Source organism: Allorhizobium sp. DMC15 (genome assembly GCF_056314065.1).
This window is the reverse complement of sequence record NZ_JBQUZB010000001.1, coordinates 1,369,832-1,387,272: the sequence shown is the minus strand read 5'-3', so window position 1 is coordinate 1,387,272 and position 17,441 is coordinate 1,369,832. Positions and strand designations below refer to the sequence as shown.

At 60.1% G+C, this 17,441-nt stretch carries 17 protein-coding genes and 1 tRNA gene; 11 read left to right on the top strand and 7 right to left on the bottom strand.

Translation table 11 applies throughout. The annotated features are described in order from the left end of the window. Positions 1 to 2: 2 nt before the first annotated feature. Both ACT53S_RS06835 and ACT53S_RS06830 read right to left on the bottom strand, forming a co-directional pair. Complete coding sequence (locus tag ACT53S_RS06835; RefSeq protein WP_476066393.1) at positions 3 to 995, bottom strand: porin; 993 nt, start codon at positions 993 to 995, stop codon at positions 3 to 5. Between the two features lie 240 nt (positions 996 to 1,235). Next, a tRNA-Ser gene (locus tag ACT53S_RS06830) sits at positions 1,236 to 1,326 on the bottom strand. A 617-nt stretch (positions 1,327 to 1,943) separates the two neighbouring features. On the opposite strand from ACT53S_RS06830, the gene ACT53S_RS06825 reads away from it, so the two are divergent. Together ACT53S_RS06825 and ACT53S_RS06820 are read left to right on the top strand one after the other, a co-directional pair. Beyond that, the gene (locus ACT53S_RS06825) at positions 1,944 to 2,966 is read left to right on the top strand and encodes a porin (RefSeq protein WP_476066392.1); all 1,023 of its coding nucleotides are present in this window, start codon (positions 1,944 to 1,946) and stop codon (positions 2,964 to 2,966) included. A 297-nt stretch (positions 2,967 to 3,263) separates the two neighbouring features. Continuing rightward, complete coding sequence (locus ACT53S_RS06820) at positions 3,264 to 4,193, top strand: site-specific integrase (RefSeq protein WP_113378456.1); 930 nt, start codon at positions 3,264 to 3,266, stop codon at positions 4,191 to 4,193. Positions 4,194 to 4,369: 176 nt separating this feature from the next. Here ACT53S_RS06820 and ACT53S_RS06815 read toward each other — a convergent pair whose 3' ends face one another. Next, positions 4,370 to 5,587: an NAD(P)/FAD-dependent oxidoreductase gene (locus ACT53S_RS06815; RefSeq protein WP_476066391.1), complete on the bottom strand. Its 1,218-nt coding sequence runs from the start codon at positions 5,585 to 5,587 to the stop codon at positions 4,370 to 4,372. A 230-nt stretch (positions 5,588 to 5,817) separates the two neighbouring features. On the opposite strand from ACT53S_RS06815, the gene ACT53S_RS06810 reads away from it, so the two are divergent. The 3 genes from ACT53S_RS06810 (at position 5,818) to ACT53S_RS06800 (ending at position 8,010) form a co-directional block, all read left to right on the top strand. Next, positions 5,818 to 6,171: a hypothetical protein gene (locus tag ACT53S_RS06810; protein ID WP_113378457.1), complete on the top strand. Its 354-nt coding sequence runs from the start codon at positions 5,818 to 5,820 to the stop codon at positions 6,169 to 6,171. Between the two features lie 196 nt (positions 6,172 to 6,367). Continuing rightward, positions 6,368 to 6,784, top strand: coding sequence for a PilZ domain-containing protein (locus tag ACT53S_RS06805; RefSeq protein ID WP_113378458.1), 417 nt, complete (start codon positions 6,368 to 6,370; stop codon positions 6,782 to 6,784). A 113-nt stretch (positions 6,785 to 6,897) separates the two neighbouring features. Further along, a complete protein-coding gene (locus tag ACT53S_RS06800; RefSeq protein ID WP_476066390.1) occupies positions 6,898 to 8,010 on the top strand; it encodes a pyridoxal phosphate-dependent aminotransferase in 1,113 nt (370 codons plus the stop codon). A gap of 157 nt (positions 8,011 to 8,167) precedes the next feature. Here ACT53S_RS06800 and ACT53S_RS06795 read toward each other — a convergent pair whose 3' ends face one another. Then, positions 8,168 to 8,434, bottom strand: a complete 267-nt coding sequence (locus ACT53S_RS06795; RefSeq protein ID WP_113378460.1) for an SEL1-like repeat protein — start codon at positions 8,432 to 8,434, stop codon at positions 8,168 to 8,170. Positions 8,435 to 8,946: 512 nt separating this feature from the next. Here ACT53S_RS06795 and ACT53S_RS06790 point away from each other — a divergent pair. Further along, positions 8,947 to 9,282 carry a DUF2147 domain-containing protein gene (locus tag ACT53S_RS06790; RefSeq protein WP_113378461.1) on the top strand — a complete coding sequence of 112 codons (336 nt, stop codon included), beginning with the start codon at positions 8,947 to 8,949 and terminating at the stop codon, positions 9,280 to 9,282. A 74-nt stretch (positions 9,283 to 9,356) separates the two neighbouring features. Here ACT53S_RS06790 and ACT53S_RS06785 read toward each other — a convergent pair whose 3' ends face one another. Further along, positions 9,357 to 9,734, bottom strand: coding sequence for a VOC family protein (locus tag ACT53S_RS06785; protein ID WP_476066657.1), 378 nt, complete (start codon positions 9,732 to 9,734; stop codon positions 9,357 to 9,359). Positions 9,735 to 10,006: 272 nt separating this feature from the next. Between ACT53S_RS06785 and ACT53S_RS06780 the strand changes: the two genes are divergently transcribed. Both ACT53S_RS06780 and ACT53S_RS06775 read left to right on the top strand, forming a co-directional pair. After that, on the top strand, positions 10,007 to 10,147 hold the full coding sequence (locus ACT53S_RS06780; RefSeq protein WP_162750568.1) for a hypothetical protein: 141 nt from the start codon (positions 10,007 to 10,009) through the stop codon (positions 10,145 to 10,147). A gap of 109 nt (positions 10,148 to 10,256) precedes the next feature. Then, the gene (locus ACT53S_RS06775; RefSeq protein WP_113378462.1) at positions 10,257 to 11,759 is read left to right on the top strand and encodes an AMP nucleosidase; all 1,503 of its coding nucleotides are present in this window, start codon (positions 10,257 to 10,259) and stop codon (positions 11,757 to 11,759) included. A 39-nt stretch (positions 11,760 to 11,798) separates the two neighbouring features. Here ACT53S_RS06775 and ACT53S_RS06770 read toward each other — a convergent pair whose 3' ends face one another. Next, entirely contained in the window at positions 11,799 to 12,899 is a 1,101-nt protein-coding gene (locus ACT53S_RS06770; RefSeq protein WP_476066389.1) for an aldo/keto reductase, read from the bottom strand. Positions 12,900 to 13,005: 106 nt separating this feature from the next. Here ACT53S_RS06770 and ACT53S_RS06765 point away from each other — a divergent pair, with 106 nt between their 5' ends. Beyond that, positions 13,006 to 13,890 (top strand): LysR family transcriptional regulator, encoded by an 885-nt coding sequence (locus tag ACT53S_RS06765; RefSeq protein WP_476066388.1) that lies wholly within the window; start codon positions 13,006 to 13,008, stop codon positions 13,888 to 13,890. Here the strand turns inward: ACT53S_RS06765 and ACT53S_RS06760 are convergent. After that, positions 13,871 to 14,872: a lysylphosphatidylglycerol synthase transmembrane domain-containing protein gene (locus tag ACT53S_RS06760; protein WP_476066387.1), complete on the bottom strand. Its 1,002-nt coding sequence runs from the start codon at positions 14,870 to 14,872 to the stop codon at positions 13,871 to 13,873. The two genes, ACT53S_RS06765 and ACT53S_RS06760, sit on opposite strands and share 20 nt — an antisense overlap. A gap of 67 nt (positions 14,873 to 14,939) precedes the next feature. Here ACT53S_RS06760 and ACT53S_RS06755 point away from each other — a divergent pair, with 67 nt between their 5' ends. Next, a complete protein-coding gene (locus ACT53S_RS06755; protein ID WP_476066656.1) occupies positions 14,940 to 15,941 on the top strand; it encodes a glycosyltransferase family 2 protein in 1,002 nt (333 codons plus the stop codon). Further along, positions 15,934 to 17,430, top strand: coding sequence for a glycosyltransferase family 39 protein (locus tag ACT53S_RS06750; RefSeq protein ID WP_476066386.1), 1,497 nt, complete (start codon positions 15,934 to 15,936; stop codon positions 17,428 to 17,430). The genes ACT53S_RS06755 and ACT53S_RS06750 overlap by 8 nt, the downstream gene beginning before the upstream one ends. Positions 17,431 to 17,441: the final 11 nt, after the last annotated feature.

Sequence of the window (17,441 nt, the reverse complement as noted above, 5' to 3'; positions counted from 1 at the left end):
AATTAGAACGAGCGGGTCAGACGAACGAAGCCGTCCCAGTCGTCGCCGAGGTTGTCTGCATCCTTGTATTCAACCGAAGCAGAAGCCGTCAGGCCGGTAGCGAGCTGGTATTCAGCAAAGATACCAGCGCCCCAGACGTCATCACCCGTGTCGAGTTCCCAGAAGGAAACAGCCGGGGTGATCGTCAGCTTTTCGGTAGCCTTTACAGCGTAACCTGCAGCCAGGGTCCATTCGATGTCTGCACCGAAGAGGGCACCTACGTAGACGTTGTCGCCAGAAGACCAGCCAGCGCCGAGCTCGAGGTTACCCGGGCCGATTGCAGCAGCAACCTTACCGTAGACTGCACCTTCTTCAGCGCCAAAGTCATATACGCCGTAGAGGCTGACGGTAGCGGCACCGAGGGTAGCCGAGGCCATACCCTGAACGCCAACCTGATTGCCAGCATAGTCGGCAAGAGCATCGGCGTCGTTCGAGTCAACGTCCGTCAGGTCATCAATGCCAACGCCAACGGTGAAGGCGTCAGATGCGTAGGTGTAGCTTGCCATACGGAAGCCGGTCAGATCGGCGAAGTCATCGACTTCACCAGCGACGCCGACGTCATCCCAGTAGGTGGTCGTTACACCGACCTTGAAGCCGCCGACAGTGATATAGCCGTCAACAACTTCTACAGTACCGAAATTGTTACCGCCGAAACGAATGTAGGAACCGATGGTGCCGATTTCCGAGTCGTTCTTGGCGTCGAAGAATACACGCGAACGAACAGCCGATTCCCAGTCATCAGACTCGTCGAAGTCGATCGTGACGCGGACTTCGCCGCCAACCTTCAGGCAGGTTTCGGTGCCGGGGATGTAGAAGAAGCCGGTGCCGAAGGCGTCGCAAACGCGAACGTATTCCATGGGCTCGGGCTCAGCAGCGACGATTGCGTCAGCGGCCTGAGCGCCGGAAACTACTGCGAGAGCAGCAGCGGAGCCGAGAAGAAGGCTCTTGATGTTCATTATTGACCTCCAGTCAATTATAGACCGGGGAAGTCGCCCTATAGATGTTTTTAATAGATTTTACAGATACTTAGCGGATTCTATCCCGCGGATCCGGAGGCGATTTTGCGACAGGCTCGATGTCTAGCCTGGTCTGAAGACGAGTTTTTTCACACAGAAATTCGCACCACGAACCAAACGTGGTTCGCGTCCAGAACGGCTTCGATCGAACAAAAAGTGGGAAACCGCAGCTGGCGGTGATGGCGGAGAGGAAGGGATTCGAACCCTCGATACGCTTTTGACGTATACTCCCTTAGCAGGGGAGCGCCTTCGACCACTCGGCCACCTCTCCGGTGCCGCCTGATTATTTGCTTGAATCACTGAATGCAAGGCCTTTTCTCCGCCCTGCACATTTTAAACACCCTCGGCCGCGCACCCCTCTTATAAGAGAGTGACCGCCCGGCCCCCCTTCATCGAGTTCGAATCGAAAAGCCGATTCTCATGTGATTCCATCGAACTTGCCCGTTGCGGCCACCGGAATCGCCGCGCCGCCGAGCTCGCTGATAAATGAATTGGTCAAAACCTGGCGGGAGCGATCCGCGCTCACAGGCCACAAAACCCACCTTTTCCTGTATCAAAATGAAACTCCCGATCGGATACGGCTTTCTGTGACCATCGCGGGAGCCCGGATAACCAGCGGTTTCTAAAGGGCTTTCTTAACAGAGGGTAAAGAATGCGGCGCTCAGGGGGTGGTTTTGTGGCGTTTGAGCAACAGCCCCTTGGTAAGGGTGACCACATTCACCCCTTTCGCTTGTTTGGTGATTGCATGACGGACCACGTTTTGTATTTTCAACCTCGGAAGCGAGGCGGTGGATCGTCCGTCTTCTGAAACCGACGGGGATGGGGCAGGGAATGCTGTCCTTCAGCCAAATTACCCAGACCCATACGAAACTTGACTGGAGGTCAATAATGAACATCAAGAGCCTTCTTCTCGGCTCCGCTGCTGCTCTCGCAGTAGTTTCCGGCGCTCAGGCCGCTGACGCAATCGTCGCTGCCGAGCCCGAGCCCATGGAATACGTTCGCGTTTGCGACGCCTTCGGCGCTGGCTACTTCTACATCCCCGGCACCGAAACCTGCCTCAAGATCGGTGGCGAAATTCGTGCGACTGTCTATGCCAACGAGACTGAATCTGTCGACGGCGACGATTGGGACAGCGAAGTTCGCGCCCGTCTGACTTTTGAAGCCAAGAACGACTCCGAACTTGGCACGATTGGCTCTTACGTCCGCATCCAGGCTACGCAGGGTGCTGACCTTGGGCGCGCTGCTGTTGGTCTTGATCAGGCCTACATCACCGTTGGTGGCTTCAAGGTTGGTCGTTCTCTGACGTGGGCTGATGATTGGGGTCTGGCCGGTGAGTCTGACGACTTCTTCGGTAATGCTCGTTTCAACACGATCTCGTACACCTATAACGCTGATGCATTCACCGTCGGTCTCGGCGTAGATGATCTGTCCGATGAGTTCACCGGCAACGAAGTTGGTCTCGAAGCTGTTGCTTCTGCTTCGCTCGGCGTAGCTACTGTTACGGTCAACGGCGTTTACGATTTCGGCTCTGAAGAGGGTGCGATTGCTGGCGTCGTTTCTGCTGACGTTGGTCCGGGCACCTTTGCTCTCGCTGCAGCTTGGGCATCCGGTCAGTCGGCTGGCTACCGCTTCAACTCCGAGTGGACGGTTGGCGCAGCTTACACCTTCAAGGCCACTGAGAAGCTCTCCATCACCCCGCAGGTCGCTTACTACGGCGATGTTGCTACCGGCTTCTTCGGTGACGCCGACACCCGTGGCGTATTCACGTCTACCGATGCTTGGGGCGCAGACCTGCTCGTCGAATACGCTCTGGCTGAAGGCCTGAAGGCTTCGGCTGACGTTCGCTACATCGACGTCGACGGCGGTGACAGCAACTGGGACGGCTTCGTTCGTCTGACCCGTTCGTTCTAATCCACAGCGGATTAGCGAAAAGGTTTGGGGTCCGGCTTTTTTAAGCCGGACCCTTTTCCGCAAGCGACGAGCAGATGGTTCGGCCGTTGAAAATCCAGAGCATTTGCGCTGCCCGGCTTTGCCCGGGGCTTACGAGAAGGAGATAGGATCGAAGGCATGACGAGGCTCGAGGCGAGCCGCTCCGGAAAGTTTGTGCTGTTTTGCACTATACTTTTTATAAGATATAACGATATGTACGCCCGTGGGGACGGGCGGTGAGCTCGTTCGCGTGCTCGCCAAAGGGAATTTGGGGGATATATGCAGGTGGAAATGCCGGCCGGGATGGGTTTTGACGTCTTTACAGGCGTGCCCGATTATTCGGTTCACTATCACTACAGGCAGGGAACGGTCCTGCATGAGGTGCGCGATACGTCGCTGCGCGAACTGTTCGCCAAATATGGCGACCTGTTATGGATGAACGGCAGCCACAAATATAACGTAACCAATTTCATCGGAGAACTTCACGATCTCCTCGATATTCCGGGCTTCTCGACATTTTCCGACGAGATGCTCGACCAGTTGATTGGCAAATTGCGCAAACGCGGTAACAGCAACGCCACCATCAATCGAAAGATGGCGGCCTTAAGCAAACTGCTGCGAAAGGCGTACAAAATGGGAGACGTTCACAGTCTGCCGGAATTCAAACGACAAAAGGAGAAGGCGGGACGAATCCGTTTTCTCGACCGGGATGAAGAGGATCTCCTGTTTTCAGAGATCCGGGCGCATTCCGAACTCTATTACCGTTTCTGTATCTTTCTCGTCGATACCGGTGCCCGCCTGAGCGAAGGTCTGAACCTGCGCTGGGGCGACATGCACAAGGACCGGGTCACCTTCTGGGTTACGAAGTCCGGGCGCTCGCGTTCGGTCCCCCTCACCCACCGGGCGGCAGCCGCCATTGCGGCATCGGACCGGCGCCATGCCGGCCCCTTCGCCGAGATTGATCAGCAACGGTTCCGCATCGCCTGGCATACGGCCAAGGATGCCGTCGGTTTTGCCGATGACACCGATGTCGTACCCCACGTCTTGCGCCATACCTGCGCATCGCGTCTCGTCCAGGGCGGCATCGACATCCGCCGTGTCCAGATGTGGCTCGGTCACCAGACACTGACCATGACCATGCGTTACGCCCATCTCGCGTCGCATGATCTCGACATGTGCATTCCCGTTCTCGAACGGGCGGCATCCTGAGACCAACCCTTTTCAGAGTGGCACCCCTTCGACGCCAACACTTTGAAAATATTGCATGACCACGTTCTTCATTAAATGCATACCGCACACGAAAAGGCCCGGCGCAATCCGGGCCTTCTTCTTTTCGTGGTTCTTTCCGGTAGCGCCCAGATACACGCCGCCAGGTTGGAACGCGCTTAGGTGAGCAATTGCTTGAGGTCCGCCGAAGGGTCGGCAAGCAGGCTACGGTCCGGCTCCCGTCCGGTTTCGAGCAGTTTCTTTCCTGTCACATAGGCCTTGGCGTCGTTGATCGCATCGACCGCGACGAGCATACCCTGACGGAAATACCAGACGGAAAGACTGCCTTCACGCGCGCCGGGGCGCGACAGCGTTTCGTCATAACCGAGATTGAAGCCGGCAATCTGCAGCTTCACGTCATACTGGTCCGACCAGAACCAGGGCTTGGGTCGATAAGGTTCGTCTCCCCCCGCCAGCACTGCAGCCACGGCCTCGGCCTGATCGACGGCGTTCTGCACCGATTCCAGCCGAACACGAGTGCCGTTCCAGTCCTGAACCGCGCAATCCCCCATGGCAAAGACATCGGGATCGGAGCTGCGGCCATGGGAATCGACGAGGATGCCGTTCATCGTCTCGATGCCGGCTTCGGAGGCCAGTTGATCATTGGGATGAACGCCGATCCCGACGATCACCATGTCGACATCCAGCACCGTGCCGTCGGAGAGTTCCGCACCCTTGACCCGCCCCTCAAGCCCGATCAGCCTGATAAGCCCGGTTTTTTCCCGGATGACGACGCCCTCGGAGGCATGCACCGCCCGGATCGCATCAGCCGTCTCCGGGGCGGCGACACGGGCCAGAATGCGATCGGCCATTTCGATCAGCGTCACTTCAAGGCCGAGCTTGCGAGCGACAGCTGCCGCTTCCAAACCGATATAGCCGCCGCCAATGATCAGCAGCCGCCGACCGGCCTTCATCTCGTCAGCCAGGGCATCGGCATCGGCCTTGTCGCGCACGGTGAACACGCCAGCGAGATCGCCGCCGATGGCGGAAGGCAGGCGCCGGGGCGTGGCGCCGGTCGCCAGCGCGAGCCGATCATAGGGTATGGCGCTGCCGTCAAACAGCCGGACAAGCTTGTTTTCGCGGTCGATCGCCTCGACCGGTGTCGACAAGCGGATGTCGATATCGTTCTCGCCATACCAGCTCTCGGGCCGGAAGGTCAGCCGATCGAACTCCATTTCGCCGAGCAGGTATTTCTTGGAAAGCGGCGGGCGCTGATAGGGAAGGCAGGGTTCGGAGCCGATCATGGTGATTGGACGTTCGTCCTTCAGCGCCCTCAACTTCGCAGCCAGCGCGAAACCCGCCTGCCCTGCCCCGACGATCACAAGCCTGCCTGCCACTTTCCACGCCTCTTGCCATTCATAGTCCGCGCAGGACGCGCGGTCGAGTTCCATCCAAGGCCTAGCTTTGCCCATTGCGCCGGTCAAGGCCACCGCGCCGGCGAGGTGACGACCCGCTCCCGCCACAACCGGAAAGCTGCCTCTCGTGAGAATTTTATCGACACCATTCAGATTATGTCGACGAAGTTGGTTTAATTTGGGACCGTAACAATCGGTCTAGGGAGGGTGACATGCCCTTGCTGCACATACCAGACGCCAAGTCGAACATCCCTCGGGACCAAGCTTTCGAGCGTTTTCAGGTGGACCGCCCCGGCAAGATCATCTTTGTCGGCCATCATCTGACGACCAAGAGTTCGCTGCGCTGCCTGATCCGGACCATATCGCTTTACGGCGCAGATCTCGAAGTCTCGCCCCATGTGGCGGTGCCGAGCAATTTCTTTCTCGAGATCCTCGGCATTCACGACGAGATCGGCTGCACCGTCATCCGTCGCGAGGCCGAGAAGCTCACGGTCGGATTCAATATGCTGATCGATCCCGAATTTCTACATCACGTCGTCAGGCTTTCCTTCGAACTCAGCCACTGACGCATCCCCTATATCTCCTCCCCCGTGGCCGGATCGGATTCTGATCCGGCCTTTTTTCGTTGCGCAACCTTGGGCCGTCGCAGCCGATTTCCTGCGACTCAATTTTAGCCTTTGTTAAAATTTGACGGAAGTTGTTGAGCCTACTGAAAATAATTGGGGACAGAGTGAGGATGTGAAGAGATGAGGAGCGTTTGAAATGCCCATGGAGAATGCAACACATCTGGCCACCGTCAGCTCAGAAATGTACGAGCGCAAGTGGGAGCGCTTCTATGTGCAGCGCCCTGCCCGTATCATGTCGGTCAGCCCGGCGCTCAGCGGCATCACCATTCGCAGCTGTCAGGTCCTGGACATTTCGCGCGGTGGCGCAGGGATCGAGTTGACCACGACCATCGGGCTTTCCTCGCATTATTACCTGCAGATCATCGGGCTTGCCGACCGCATTGGCTGCGCCGAGGTCTATCGCAACGGCAAACGCGTGGGGGTCAAGTTCATCGCCCCGATTTCCGAGCATATGCTGCACAGGATCGTGCGTGCCGATTTCATGCTCGGCGACGAGATCAACAGGCCGATCAAACCTTTCCAAAACGGAAACGGCGCCCGTCTTGGGCGCTGATCGCCCAGGCGGACGACGGCAAGGCGGTGTTAAGGCCGCGTCGTGGCCTTGCGCGGATGTGATCACCTCCTATTGTGAGCCTTCCGTTCTCTTTCCCGGATGGCCTTTGACGCATGACTGCCTTTTCCCGATTTACGCCACTTGCCACATCGCTCCCCGCCACGGTGCCCTTTGTCGGGCCGGAAGCCATAGAACGCCAGCGTGGCCTGAGCGTGCAAGCGCGCATCGGGGCCAATGAAAGCGGCTTCGGCCCTGCCCCGTCGGTGTTGGCGACTATCGCCGAGAAGGCCGGGGAGATCTGGAAATACAACGACCCCGAAAACCATGCGCTGAAGACGGCGCTCGCGGCCCATCTCGGGCTCCGGCCGGAGAATTTCGTCATCGGGCAAGGGATCGATGACCTGCTTGGACTGATCGTGCGCCTCGTCATCGAACCAGGCATGCCGGTCGTCACCTCGTTCGGTGCCTATCCGACCTTCAATTTCCATGTGAGCGGTTTCGGTGGACGACTGGTCACGGCCCCTTACCGCGACGATCGGGAAGACCTTGATGCGCTTCTCGACCTTGCCAAACGCGAAGACGCGCCGCTGGTCTATTTTGCCAATCCGGACAACCCGATGGGAAGCTGGTGGGATGCCGACAAGATCATCGCCTTCGCCCGCGCTCTGCCGCAAACAACGCTTTTGATCCTCGACGAGGCCTATAGCGAGACGGCACCGGCGGGGTCGATCCCGGCGGCGAACGCCCTGATCGATCTGCCGAACGTCATCCGCACCCGCACCTTCTCGAAGGCCTATGGTCTGGCGGGCGCCCGGGTCGGCTATGGCATCGGCACGCCCGGCACGGTCTCGGCCTTCGACAAGATCCGCAACCACTTCGGCATGCCGCGGCTGTCGACGGAGGCGGCGCTCGCCGCTCTCGCCGACCAGGCCTATCTCGTCGATGTCGTCGGTCGGATCAAAGCAGCCCGCGAGAGGATCGCCGGCGTCGCCCAGGCAAACGGTCTTGTGCCCCTGCCCTCGGCCACCAATTTCGTCGCAATCCATACGGGGCGGGACGGCGTCTACGCACGTGCCATCGTCGACGGGTTGATGAGCCATGGCGTCTTTATCCGCATGCCGGGGGTAGCGCCGCTCAATCGCTGCATCCGGGTCTCGACCGGCCTGCCTGCCGATCTCGACCTGTTCGAGCAGGCGCTGCCGCAAGTTTTGAAGGCGCTCGGCTAAACCGCGCGGCACAATAGAAAAAACCGCGCCGGCCTTGTCCCTGCCGGTCGCGGTTTTTTGAAAGTGTTGGCACTGGCCCCGTCCAAAGGTCCCCCGCCACATTCCCCTTTCGGGTTCTTCTTGTGATTTCACTCGCCGCAGACTGCGGCGAAAAGGATCAGTGCATGGTCATCCATTCGCGGGCGGCACGGAGCGCCTCGGCGAGCTGGACCTTGCTCATGGTCTGGGCGAGATCGGCGCGCAGTTCGGCGGCGCGGTCGCAGCCCTTGATCGCGGCGATGTTCAGCCACTTGTGCGCCGAGACCAGATCGATCGGGCAACCGCGGCCGGTCGCATACATCAGGCCCATGTCGCGGAAGACGTCGGCCCGGGTTTCGCCACCCATCGTGGCATTTTCGGAAGAAAGCATTTCAAAGCGTGCCATTGGTTTTGTCCCTGTTTGCCTAGCGGTTACTTATGTCCCTGTTTTCCCTTTCGGGTCCCGTCCGATCCGGCGCCGGCTCTTTGTCCGGTCATTCTCGTTTCGGTCGGGGGCGGCGGGTTTGTCCCTGCTCGTTTGATGAACCCACTATGCCGCACGGCCTTCAAAACTCGCTTAAAATGCATCCTTAATTTGCTGAAAACAAAGTACAAAAGCTTCGTAAACTTGGGTTTTTGTTAAGCACTACACCCCTTGGGAATTAAGGAATCCGCGCGGAAATTTACGAAGTCTTCAACTTTGGAAATCAACGCTTCCTTCACCACAATCCACGAAGCCAAGTCAGCCGACACCCGCAAACACTGGGTTTTCCATCTGCCGGCGGCGGGTCGAAACAGGCGGATTGCATTTTACCTTTACGTGTGCGTAAGATATTTCTTAACCGACGACCGCCTCTGCAGGAGGACCACGGACGCGTTCGCCGGCGGCACCATCATTCCTGGGAGGAGAGATCAGACATGCGGACACTCATCATCGCGGCAGCGCTCGCGCTTTCGGCATTTTCGGCACAGGCGGCAGAGCCGATCGAAGGCAAGTGGAAGACCGCAAGCGGGGCAACGGCGGAAATCGCCCCTTGCGGCGGCAGCTTCTGCGTGACGCTCAAGAGCGGCAAGTTCAACGGCAAGCAGATCGGCAAGATGGCGGGCTCGGGCGACAGCTATTCAGGCGAAATCACCGATCCGGAAAGCGACAAAACCTATTCGGGCTCGGGTACGGTCTCCGGCAATTCGCTGAAGATGAAGGGCTGCGTGTTGGCCGTGCTTTGCAAGAGCCAGACCTGGACACGTCTCTAAGCTGAGCGCCATACCTTCTTTAAAGTAGGCGGCCGGAGCGATCCGGCCGCTTTCTCATTTCGGTAAGGCCGTTTTCAAATCGGCTCACCGACATCAATGCGGTTGCCGTCCGGATCCTCGAAGACAAAGGCCCTCAGGCCATAGTCCTTGTCCTGCAAGCGCTTGACAACCCGCAGCCCCTGTTTCTGGATCAGGTCGTGCAGGGCATCGACATTTTCAACCATCATATGAGCGACGTTGAAATCAGCCGCGCGGTGGGCCGGCTGAAGTGTCAGGTGGATTTCGGCTCCCTCTCGCTCGAGGATCATGAATCCGACCGGATCGCCGTTCTGGAAGACGTTCTGAAAGCCGAGGACGCCGATGTAGAAGTCTGTCGCGCGGGCCATGTTGCGAACCGGCAGCATCGCGGCCACGCGGCCGAAGCGCAGGGGTTTGTCGTCTTTATTGTGCATGGTTGTCACCATGTTGCCGAAGATCTCCGCGCGGCGGAGACGGTGCTCCACCTGCGCGCATCTCTTCGAAGGAGGATTTGGCGGGACGGTGCCCACCGACACCCTTATTGCGTGGATACACAGCATTTGAAAAGCCCGGGATCGCTCAGTTCCGGCTGAACGCCAGATGAATTCGCCTCTCAGGCCGCATTCAGACCGCTTCGTGCATAAAGGCCGCATAGACGAGCGCGGAGGCCAAGACGATGGCAACGGTGATACGGCGGATGACGATCATGACCCTGACCATGGCGGTCTTCGCGATGGCCTTCAGCCATCTGGTGGTCAACAACCAACCGGTTGTCCGCCATGCATCGAACGGGCTCGTTGCCAGCTGCGCGCCCGTCGGGCTCAATGCCTGCCGGCCGACCTTCTGACCGAGGGCTCCACGTCCCGACGCAGCGGCCAAGAGAGGATCGCGGCACATTTCTCCACGACGGTGTGCGACGTCGTTTGCTTGTCAATGTTCCTCTTCTATAATGTGGCATGAACACACGAATCTCTTCTCCCGTGCCGCTGAACTCCATCAGTCCCGAAGCCTATGAGCCGCAGACCTTCACCGACGCAGTCGCGGCTGTCGATGCGCTCACGGCTCTCTACGAGCGAAACACGCGCTTTCTTAACGAGGCCTTTTCGGCGCTTGCCAATGGAGGGGCGATCGAGGGACGCTACCGCGCCTTCTACCCGCAGGTCAGCATGGAGACGACGAGCTTCGGCCACGTCGACAGCCGCCTGTCCTACGGCCATGTCACGTCGCCCGGAGTCTACACGACGACAATCACCCGGCCAAAGCTGTTTCGCCATTATCTGAAGGAACAGCTGGCCCTTCTGATGCGCAATCATCAGGTGCCGGTGACGGTGTCGGAATCGACGACGCCGATCCCACTGCATTTCGCCTTCGGCGAAGGCGCCCATGTCGAAGCCTCGGCCGGCGGGCTTGCCGACATGCAGCTGCGCGACATCTTCGATACGCCGGACCTGACCGTGACCGACGACGAGATCGCCAACGGCGAGTACGAGCCGAAGCCGGGCGAGCCGCATCCCCTGGCGCCGTTCACCGCGCAACGCATCGACTATTCGCTGGCGCGCCTGTCGCATTACACGGCAACCAGCGCCAATCATTTCCAGAACTTCGTGCTGTTCACCAACTACCAGTTCTATGTCGACGAGTTCTGCGCCTATGCCCGGCAGCTCATGGCCGATGGCAACAGCGAATACACCGCCTTCGTCGAGCCCGGCAACATCATCACGCCGGCCGGCCACAGCGCGCCCACGGAGGGTGTTTCGCTCGGTCGCCTGCCGCAGATGCCGGCCTATCACCTCAAGAAGAAGGGCCATGCCGGCATCACCGTGATCAACATCGGCGTCGGCCCCTCCAACGCCAAGACGATCACCGACCATGTCGCGGTGCTTCGACCGCATGCCTGGCTGATGCTCGGCCATTGCGCTGGCTTGCGCAACAGCCAGCGCCTCGGTGACTACGTTCTCGCGCACGCCTATGTGCGCGAAGACCACGTGCTTGACGACGACCTGCCCGTCTGGGTCCCGATCCCGGCGCTCGCCGAAGTGCAGCTGGCACTCGAAGACGCGGTGGAGGAAATCACCGGCTACGAGGGCTTCGAGCTCAAGCGCATCATGCGCACGGGAACGGTCGCGACGATCGACAACCGAAACTGGGAACTGCGCGACCAGCGCGGACCGGTTAAGCGCCTGTCGCAGTCGCGCGCCATCGCACTCGACATGGAATCGGCCACCATCGCCGCCAACGGCTTCCGCTTCCGCGTGCCCTACGGCACCCTGCTCTGTGTCTCCGACAAGCCGCTGCACGGCGAACTGAAACTGCCGGGCATGGCGACCGCATTCTACAAGACGCAGGTCAGCCAGCATCTGCAGATCGGAATCCGGGCACTCGAAAAGCTCGGGGCGATGCCGACCGAAAAACTGCATTCACGCAAGCTCAGGAGCTTTTTCGAGACGGCGTTTCAGTGAGGCAGGCCACTCGGACGCCCACGGGTCGTCCGAGCCGTTTCAGCCTTGCCAGGCTTCCACCGCCTGATCTCCGAAGAACATCGCCCTCGGCATCTGAAAGATGAAATACGGGTTGAGCAGCGGCAGTTCGCTTGCTGCATCCAGCTTTGCAAGGTGTTCGCCATCGAGCTTAATGTCGAGCGACGCGAGATTTTGCGTAAGCTGCTCCGCCCGGCTTGCACCGATCAGTACGGACGAGACGGTCGGACGCCCGACCACCCAGGCGAGTGCCACTTCCGCCATCGAGCGACCGACCTCATCGGCAACCGCGCGCAATGCATCGACAATGGCGAAGTTGCGCTCGGTGAACAGCATCCCGCCGAAAGGATTGTTGCCGGCGAGTCGACCCGCCGACCGCTCCGAATTCGACGCCTCCGCCTCGGTCGGCATGGCCGGTGGGCGCGCGACCTCCGCCAGCATCTCGCGACCGTATTTGCCGGTCAAAAGCCCGGCAGCAAGCGGGCTCCAGGGGACAAGTCCGAGACCTAGTTCCCCGCCTGCGGGCACGAGTTCCAGTTCCGTTGCACGGTCGATCAGGGAGTAACCGTATTGCAGGCCGATCGGTCTCGGCAGCCCATGGGTCTCGGCCAGGGTCGCAAGCCGTGTCACATACCAGGCGGGGGTGTTGGAGAAACCGTAATGCAGGATCTTGCCGGCTTTCACGGAGTCGGCCAGCGTCTGCAACACCTCTTCGATCGGCGTGGTGCGATCCCAGACATGGATCCAGTACATGTCGACGTAATCCGTCTGCAGTCGCTTCAGCGAAGCGTCCAGGGACTGACGAATGTTCTTGCGGCCATTGCCGCCGAGATGCGGATGTCCGGCACCACGGGCGAAGCCGGATTTCGTCGCGATCACCAAACGATCCCGAACTTCGCGTTCTTTCATGAACTGCCCGAGCATTTCCTCGCTGCGCCCGCCGGAATAGATGTCGGCGGTGTCGATGAAATTGCCGCCGGCCTCGACATAGGCATTGAAGAGGTCGCGGGAGACGGTTTCTCCGGCACCCCAGCCGGCGGCCCCGAAAGTCATGGTACCGAGGGCCAGCGGGCTCACGGAAAGGCCGGATCGGCCAAGCGTGCGATAGTTTGTCAGGCTCATATGTCGAGCTCCTTCAGGGATGGTGAGTTGCCCCCAGGAGATAGGCCGAAAAACCGAACGAGATTAGCGCTTGCCCACAGCATGGGTTTGTGAGCAATTTGCAGGAATGGAGCGAAATGAACTCAATGATCTGATGGCGTTCGCGACCGTTGCCCGCGAACGCAGCTTCACGCGCGCCGCTGCCAAGCTCGGCATATCCGCCTCTGCCCTCAGCCATGCCATGCGCAACCTTGAGGCGCGGCTCGGCGTACGCCTTCTGTCCAGGACGACCCGCAGCGTCGCGGCCACCGAGGCGGGCGCCAGATTGATGGACGCGATCAATCCCGCATTTGCCACCATCGAGGCCGGACTGGCCGCCCTTGACCAGTGGCGCGACACAGTCTCCGGCTCGGTCCGGATCACGGCCTCCACCTATGCCGCCCAAACCGTTCTCCTGCAAAAACTTCCGACCTTCTTGCGGGCCTATCCGGAGGTCAAGCTTGAGGTGAACGTGGAAGACCGGCTGGTCGATATCGTTGCCGAAGGGTTCGATGCGGGCATCCGTTTTCATATGTCGGTCGACAAGGACATGATCGCGGTTCCGATTGGGCCCGCGCTGCGGACGGTGGTCGTCGGTACGCCGGAGTATTTCGAGCGGCATCCGCCACCGCAGACGCCTGCAGATCTTGCGAACCATGTCTGCGTGAATTTTCGCCTGAATACGGGCGCCATCATGGTGTGGGACCTTGAGGAGAACAGCAGGGAAATCCGGGTGCGACCACCGGGCCAGTTCATCGCCAATGATGGAAACCTGATGGCGGCGGCCGTGCGCGCCGGGGCCGGCTTGGGCTACATGATGGAGGAGGAGGTTGCCGAAGAGATTCGAGATGGACGGCTGATACAGGTACTCGACGCCTGGTGCGTGCCGTTTCCCGGCCTTCACCTCTATCATCCCAGCCGTCGCCAGTCGCCGCAGGCGCTGCGGGCGTTGATTACAGCTCTGCGGGCTTAGGGCCGACGCGGGGTGCCGCCAGCACAGCAAGCCCCGTGCCGACAAAGGCCGACAGCAGGATCAGCAGGTGTGCATTGACAGCCGCCTTGCCGAGGATGCCGAGGAACTGTGCCGTCGGAGCGGCTCCGAAGCCTAGGCCGCCCGCGACGATGCCGGCGGGATAGGTGCCGACGCCGCCCGGTGCATGGACCGGCAGGACCGAGGACAGTTCGCCGCCGAGCGCTCCGCCAAAACTCGCCGATAATGGATGCACGCCCATCAGCGTCAGGACCCAGGCAAGCACCACGACCTTGGTACCCCAGTTGACCACCGTGGCTAGCCAGGCGCGGACGAAGGCAGCAGCGTTTACCGGCATGCCGCGCTCCAGTTCCTCGACGATATGCCTTAGCCGGCCTGGAAGCCTTCGCGCCAGGGCAAAGAGCGGGCGCTTGAGCATGTAGGCGGGAAGCGGAGCTGCGAGGAAAAGCAGCCAGAGAGGCCAGCCCCATGCCGGCCGGTCCGGGCCGATCACCAGCCCCAGCCCGGCAGCTGCGAGCAAGGCGTGCAGATCGAGAAGCCGCATCACGAGCAAAGCCGCCGTGGCTCGGGCGAGCGGCATGCCGAATTCCGTGCGCATCAGAAGCGGAAAGCTCGCCTCGCCGGTGCGCATCGGCAGCATGATGTTGAGGAGATTGTGGACGAGCGTCAATCGCAGCAGGCGCAGGAAAGCGCCTTTTGTTTCTCGGGGAAAATAGTCGCGGATGCGCCAGCCACGCACGACATAGGTCGCGACGAGCAGGATGAGCGCAATGCTTAAGGGGCCGGGGCCGATATCGCGAAATTGGCCGACCAGGGAAGGCCAGCCGAACGCCCATTGGAGAAAGGCGCCATAGGCGAGCACGACCGCAACCGCCACAAGGCCTATGCGGTTGCGGAATATCCAGGATCTGCGGCTGGCATCCGTCTCTGAATTCATATAGTCGTGCGCCCGAAGATTGCTCATCGCGGCCTCTAGCATGAATTGGTGAGCCTGTACCATCGGCCGTCAGGGAGTTTGATACGTGAATGCGATGATGGAAACGCACCACCGATCCGAGGCAGAGACCGCCGGGATCGAGCTGTCGCTGGTCGTGCCGGTCTTCAACGAGGAAGACAGTATCGGCCCGCTGATAGAGCGCATCTGCGACGCAATGACGGCCTTCGCGGCGACATGGGAACTTGTGCTGGTCGATGACGGTAGCGCCGATCGAACGCTTCTCAATGCCCGCAAGTTCATCGGCCGTGCGGGGCTCGATCTCAAGATCGTTGCCCTGCAGCGCAACTTTGGTCAGACGGCAGCCATGCAGGCCGGGATCGACACCGCCCAGGGACGGCTGATCGCGACGCTCGACGGCGACCTTCAAAACGATCCGAAGGACATCCCGACCATGGTCGCGGCGCTGGAAGAGCGCGAACTCGACCTGCTCGTCGGCTGGCGGAAGAACCGCCAGGACGGGTTGCTGCTGCGCAAGATCCCGTCCTGGTGCGCCAATGCCCTCATCGGCCGGATCACAGGCGTGAAGCTGCACGACTATGGCTGCAGCCTGAAAATCTACCGTGCCTCGATCATCAAGCAGGTCAAGCTGATGGGCGAGATGCACCGTTTCATTCCGGCCTGGGTGGCCGGCGTCGTGCCGAGCTCGCGCATCGGCGAAATGGAAGTGACCCATCACGCGCGGCAGCACGGCACGTCGAAATACGGCATCTCGCGTACCTTCCGTGTGATCCTCGATCTGCTCTCGGTGATGTTCTTCATGCGCTACAAGGCGCGGCCGGGACACTTCTTCGGCTCGCTGGGCCTCGGCACGGGTTTCCTCAGTGGGCTCATCCTGTTCTGGCTTTTCATCCAGAAGGTTGCCTTCGGCGAAGATATCGGCGGACGCCCTCTCCTCATCCTCGGCTTCATGCTGTTCCTGTCGTCGGTTCAACTCATCACCACCGGCATCCTCGCCGAGATGATCGCCCGCACCTACTATCGGGACGATGCGTCGCCGAACTACATCGTGCGGCAGGTTTTTGATAAAGATGCCTGACATACGACGGCTGACTGACGGATTGACGCGCAACCCGACAGGCATTCTGTTGGTTTTCTGCGTCTATTACGTCGCTCAGTTCATCGTCCGGCTTCTGGTTCCGCATGGCCTTCGCATCGACGAGGCGCAGCAGGTGTTGCTGTCGCAATGGTTCGCTGCCGGATACGATGCCCAGCCACCGCTCTACAACTGGCTGCAACAGGCGACATTTGCGATCGCCGGCGACTATCTGGTCGGACTGTCCGCACTGAAATCGGCCATTCTGCTGGCCGTGGTCTCTTCCTACTACTGGCTTGCGCGGCTGTTGGTCCGTCAGCCTCAGTCAGCGGCCATTGCGACCCTCGCCTTCGTGCTTATTCCCCAGACATTCTGGCAGGCGCAGCGCGATCTGACCCATACGACGGCAACGATGTTGATGACCAACCTGCTGTTGATTGCGGCCGTGGTCACGCTCCGTTTGCCAACGCTGCGAAACTACATCCTGCTTGGCGCCGCTGCCGGCCTCGGCATGTTGACGAAGTACAATTTCGCCCTTGTCTTGCCGGCGCTGGCAGTTGCCTGCCTCTCGCAGCCAAACGGGCTCAAGCGGCTGCTGAACCCAAGAATTCTGGCAGGCATGGTCATCGGCGGCCTGATCGTGCTGCCGCATGTGCTTTGGTTCGTCGACAACCTCGCGGTCGCCTCGTCAGTCACCGCTGCCCGCATGGCCGAGGATGCAGGTGACAGCAGCCGCCTTCAGCAGATCGTGCTGGGGCTTCGCGAACTCCTTCAGATGAGCATTGTGATCTGTGCTCCGGCAGCCCTGGTCATCGGCCTTGCCTTCGGGTCGACCTCGCTTTCGGCGTGGCGGGCGAAGAATGCGGAAAGCCGGTTCCTCGGTTCATTTCTCGCCGCCTTGTTCGTGATCCTGACGTTGATGATTATTGTCTTCACCTTCACGACCTTCAGGGACCGTTGGCTATTGCCGCTTCTGCAGGTCGTGCCGATCTTTCTGGTACTCAAGCTCGAAGCTCAGGGGACCGATGCCGAGGCGGCATTTCGCCGCCTGCTGCCTGGCGCACTCGTCGTGCTGGCGGTCATTCCATTCGCGGTCGTTGCAGCCGGCCATATGGGACGTCCGTCCCACTACCAGCAGCCTTACTCGGCGTTCCACGACAGTTTCGTTGCGCAAGAAGCGCATGCACCGTCGCTGATCGTCACACCGGACTGGCTTTCTGCCGGCAACATTAAGAAGGAGTGGCAGGAGATTGCGGTCATTACGACGCAGTTTCCAAACCTCACTCTGCCTTATCGGTGGGAGCATGATAGGCCCGTGGCCCTGATGTGGCGGGGAGAGGCGCAAACCGCGCCAAAGGCCCTGCAGAATTGGGCCAAGGGCAACCTGGGGGACGCCGTTGTCATCCCGGAAGCCGAAAGGGTGACACTTCCGTTCGAGGGCAATTCTGGAATTGCTGCGCCGGGTTTCAATTATGTGCTGATCTATCCGTGAGGCGCAAAATC

Excerpts from the sequence above, each read along its gene's own strand:
- ACT53S_RS06835 (WP_476066393.1), bottom strand. The coding sequence starts at position 995 with ATGAACATCAAGAGCCTTCTTCTCGGCTCCGCTGCTGCTCTCGCAGTA.
- ACT53S_RS06825 (WP_476066392.1), top strand. The coding sequence starts at position 1,944 with ATGAACATCAAGAGCCTTCTTCTCGGCTCCGCTGCTGCTCTCGCAGTA.
- ACT53S_RS06820 (WP_113378456.1), top strand. The coding sequence starts at position 3,264 with ATGCAGGTGGAAATGCCGGCCGGGATGGGTTTTGACGTCTTTACAGGC.
- ACT53S_RS06810 (WP_113378457.1), top strand. The coding sequence starts at position 5,818 with ATGCCCTTGCTGCACATACCAGACGCCAAGTCGAACATCCCTCGGGAC.
- ACT53S_RS06805 (WP_113378458.1), top strand. The coding sequence starts at position 6,368 with ATGCCCATGGAGAATGCAACACATCTGGCCACCGTCAGCTCAGAAATG.
- ACT53S_RS06800 (WP_476066390.1), top strand. The coding sequence starts at position 6,898 with ATGACTGCCTTTTCCCGATTTACGCCACTTGCCACATCGCTCCCCGCC.
- ACT53S_RS06795 (WP_113378460.1), bottom strand. The coding sequence starts at position 8,434 with ATGGCACGCTTTGAAATGCTTTCTTCCGAAAATGCCACGATGGGTGGC.
- ACT53S_RS06790 (WP_113378461.1), top strand. The coding sequence starts at position 8,947 with ATGCGGACACTCATCATCGCGGCAGCGCTCGCGCTTTCGGCATTTTCG.
- ACT53S_RS06785 (WP_476066657.1), bottom strand. The coding sequence starts at position 9,734 with ATGCACAATAAAGACGACAAACCCCTGCGCTTCGGCCGCGTGGCCGCG.
- ACT53S_RS06780 (WP_162750568.1), top strand. The coding sequence starts at position 10,007 with ATGACCCTGACCATGGCGGTCTTCGCGATGGCCTTCAGCCATCTGGTG.
- ACT53S_RS06775 (WP_113378462.1), top strand. The coding sequence starts at position 10,257 with ATGAACACACGAATCTCTTCTCCCGTGCCGCTGAACTCCATCAGTCCC.
- ACT53S_RS06770 (WP_476066389.1), bottom strand. The coding sequence starts at position 12,899 with ATGAGCCTGACAAACTATCGCACGCTTGGCCGATCCGGCCTTTCCGTG.
- ACT53S_RS06765 (WP_476066388.1), top strand. The coding sequence starts at position 13,006 with ATGGAGCGAAATGAACTCAATGATCTGATGGCGTTCGCGACCGTTGCC.
- ACT53S_RS06760 (WP_476066387.1), bottom strand. The coding sequence starts at position 14,872 with ATGAGCAATCTTCGGGCGCACGACTATATGAATTCAGAGACGGATGCC.
- ACT53S_RS06755 (WP_476066656.1), top strand. The coding sequence starts at position 14,940 with ATGATGGAAACGCACCACCGATCCGAGGCAGAGACCGCCGGGATCGAG.
- ACT53S_RS06750 (WP_476066386.1), top strand. The coding sequence starts at position 15,934 with ATGCCTGACATACGACGGCTGACTGACGGATTGACGCGCAACCCGACA.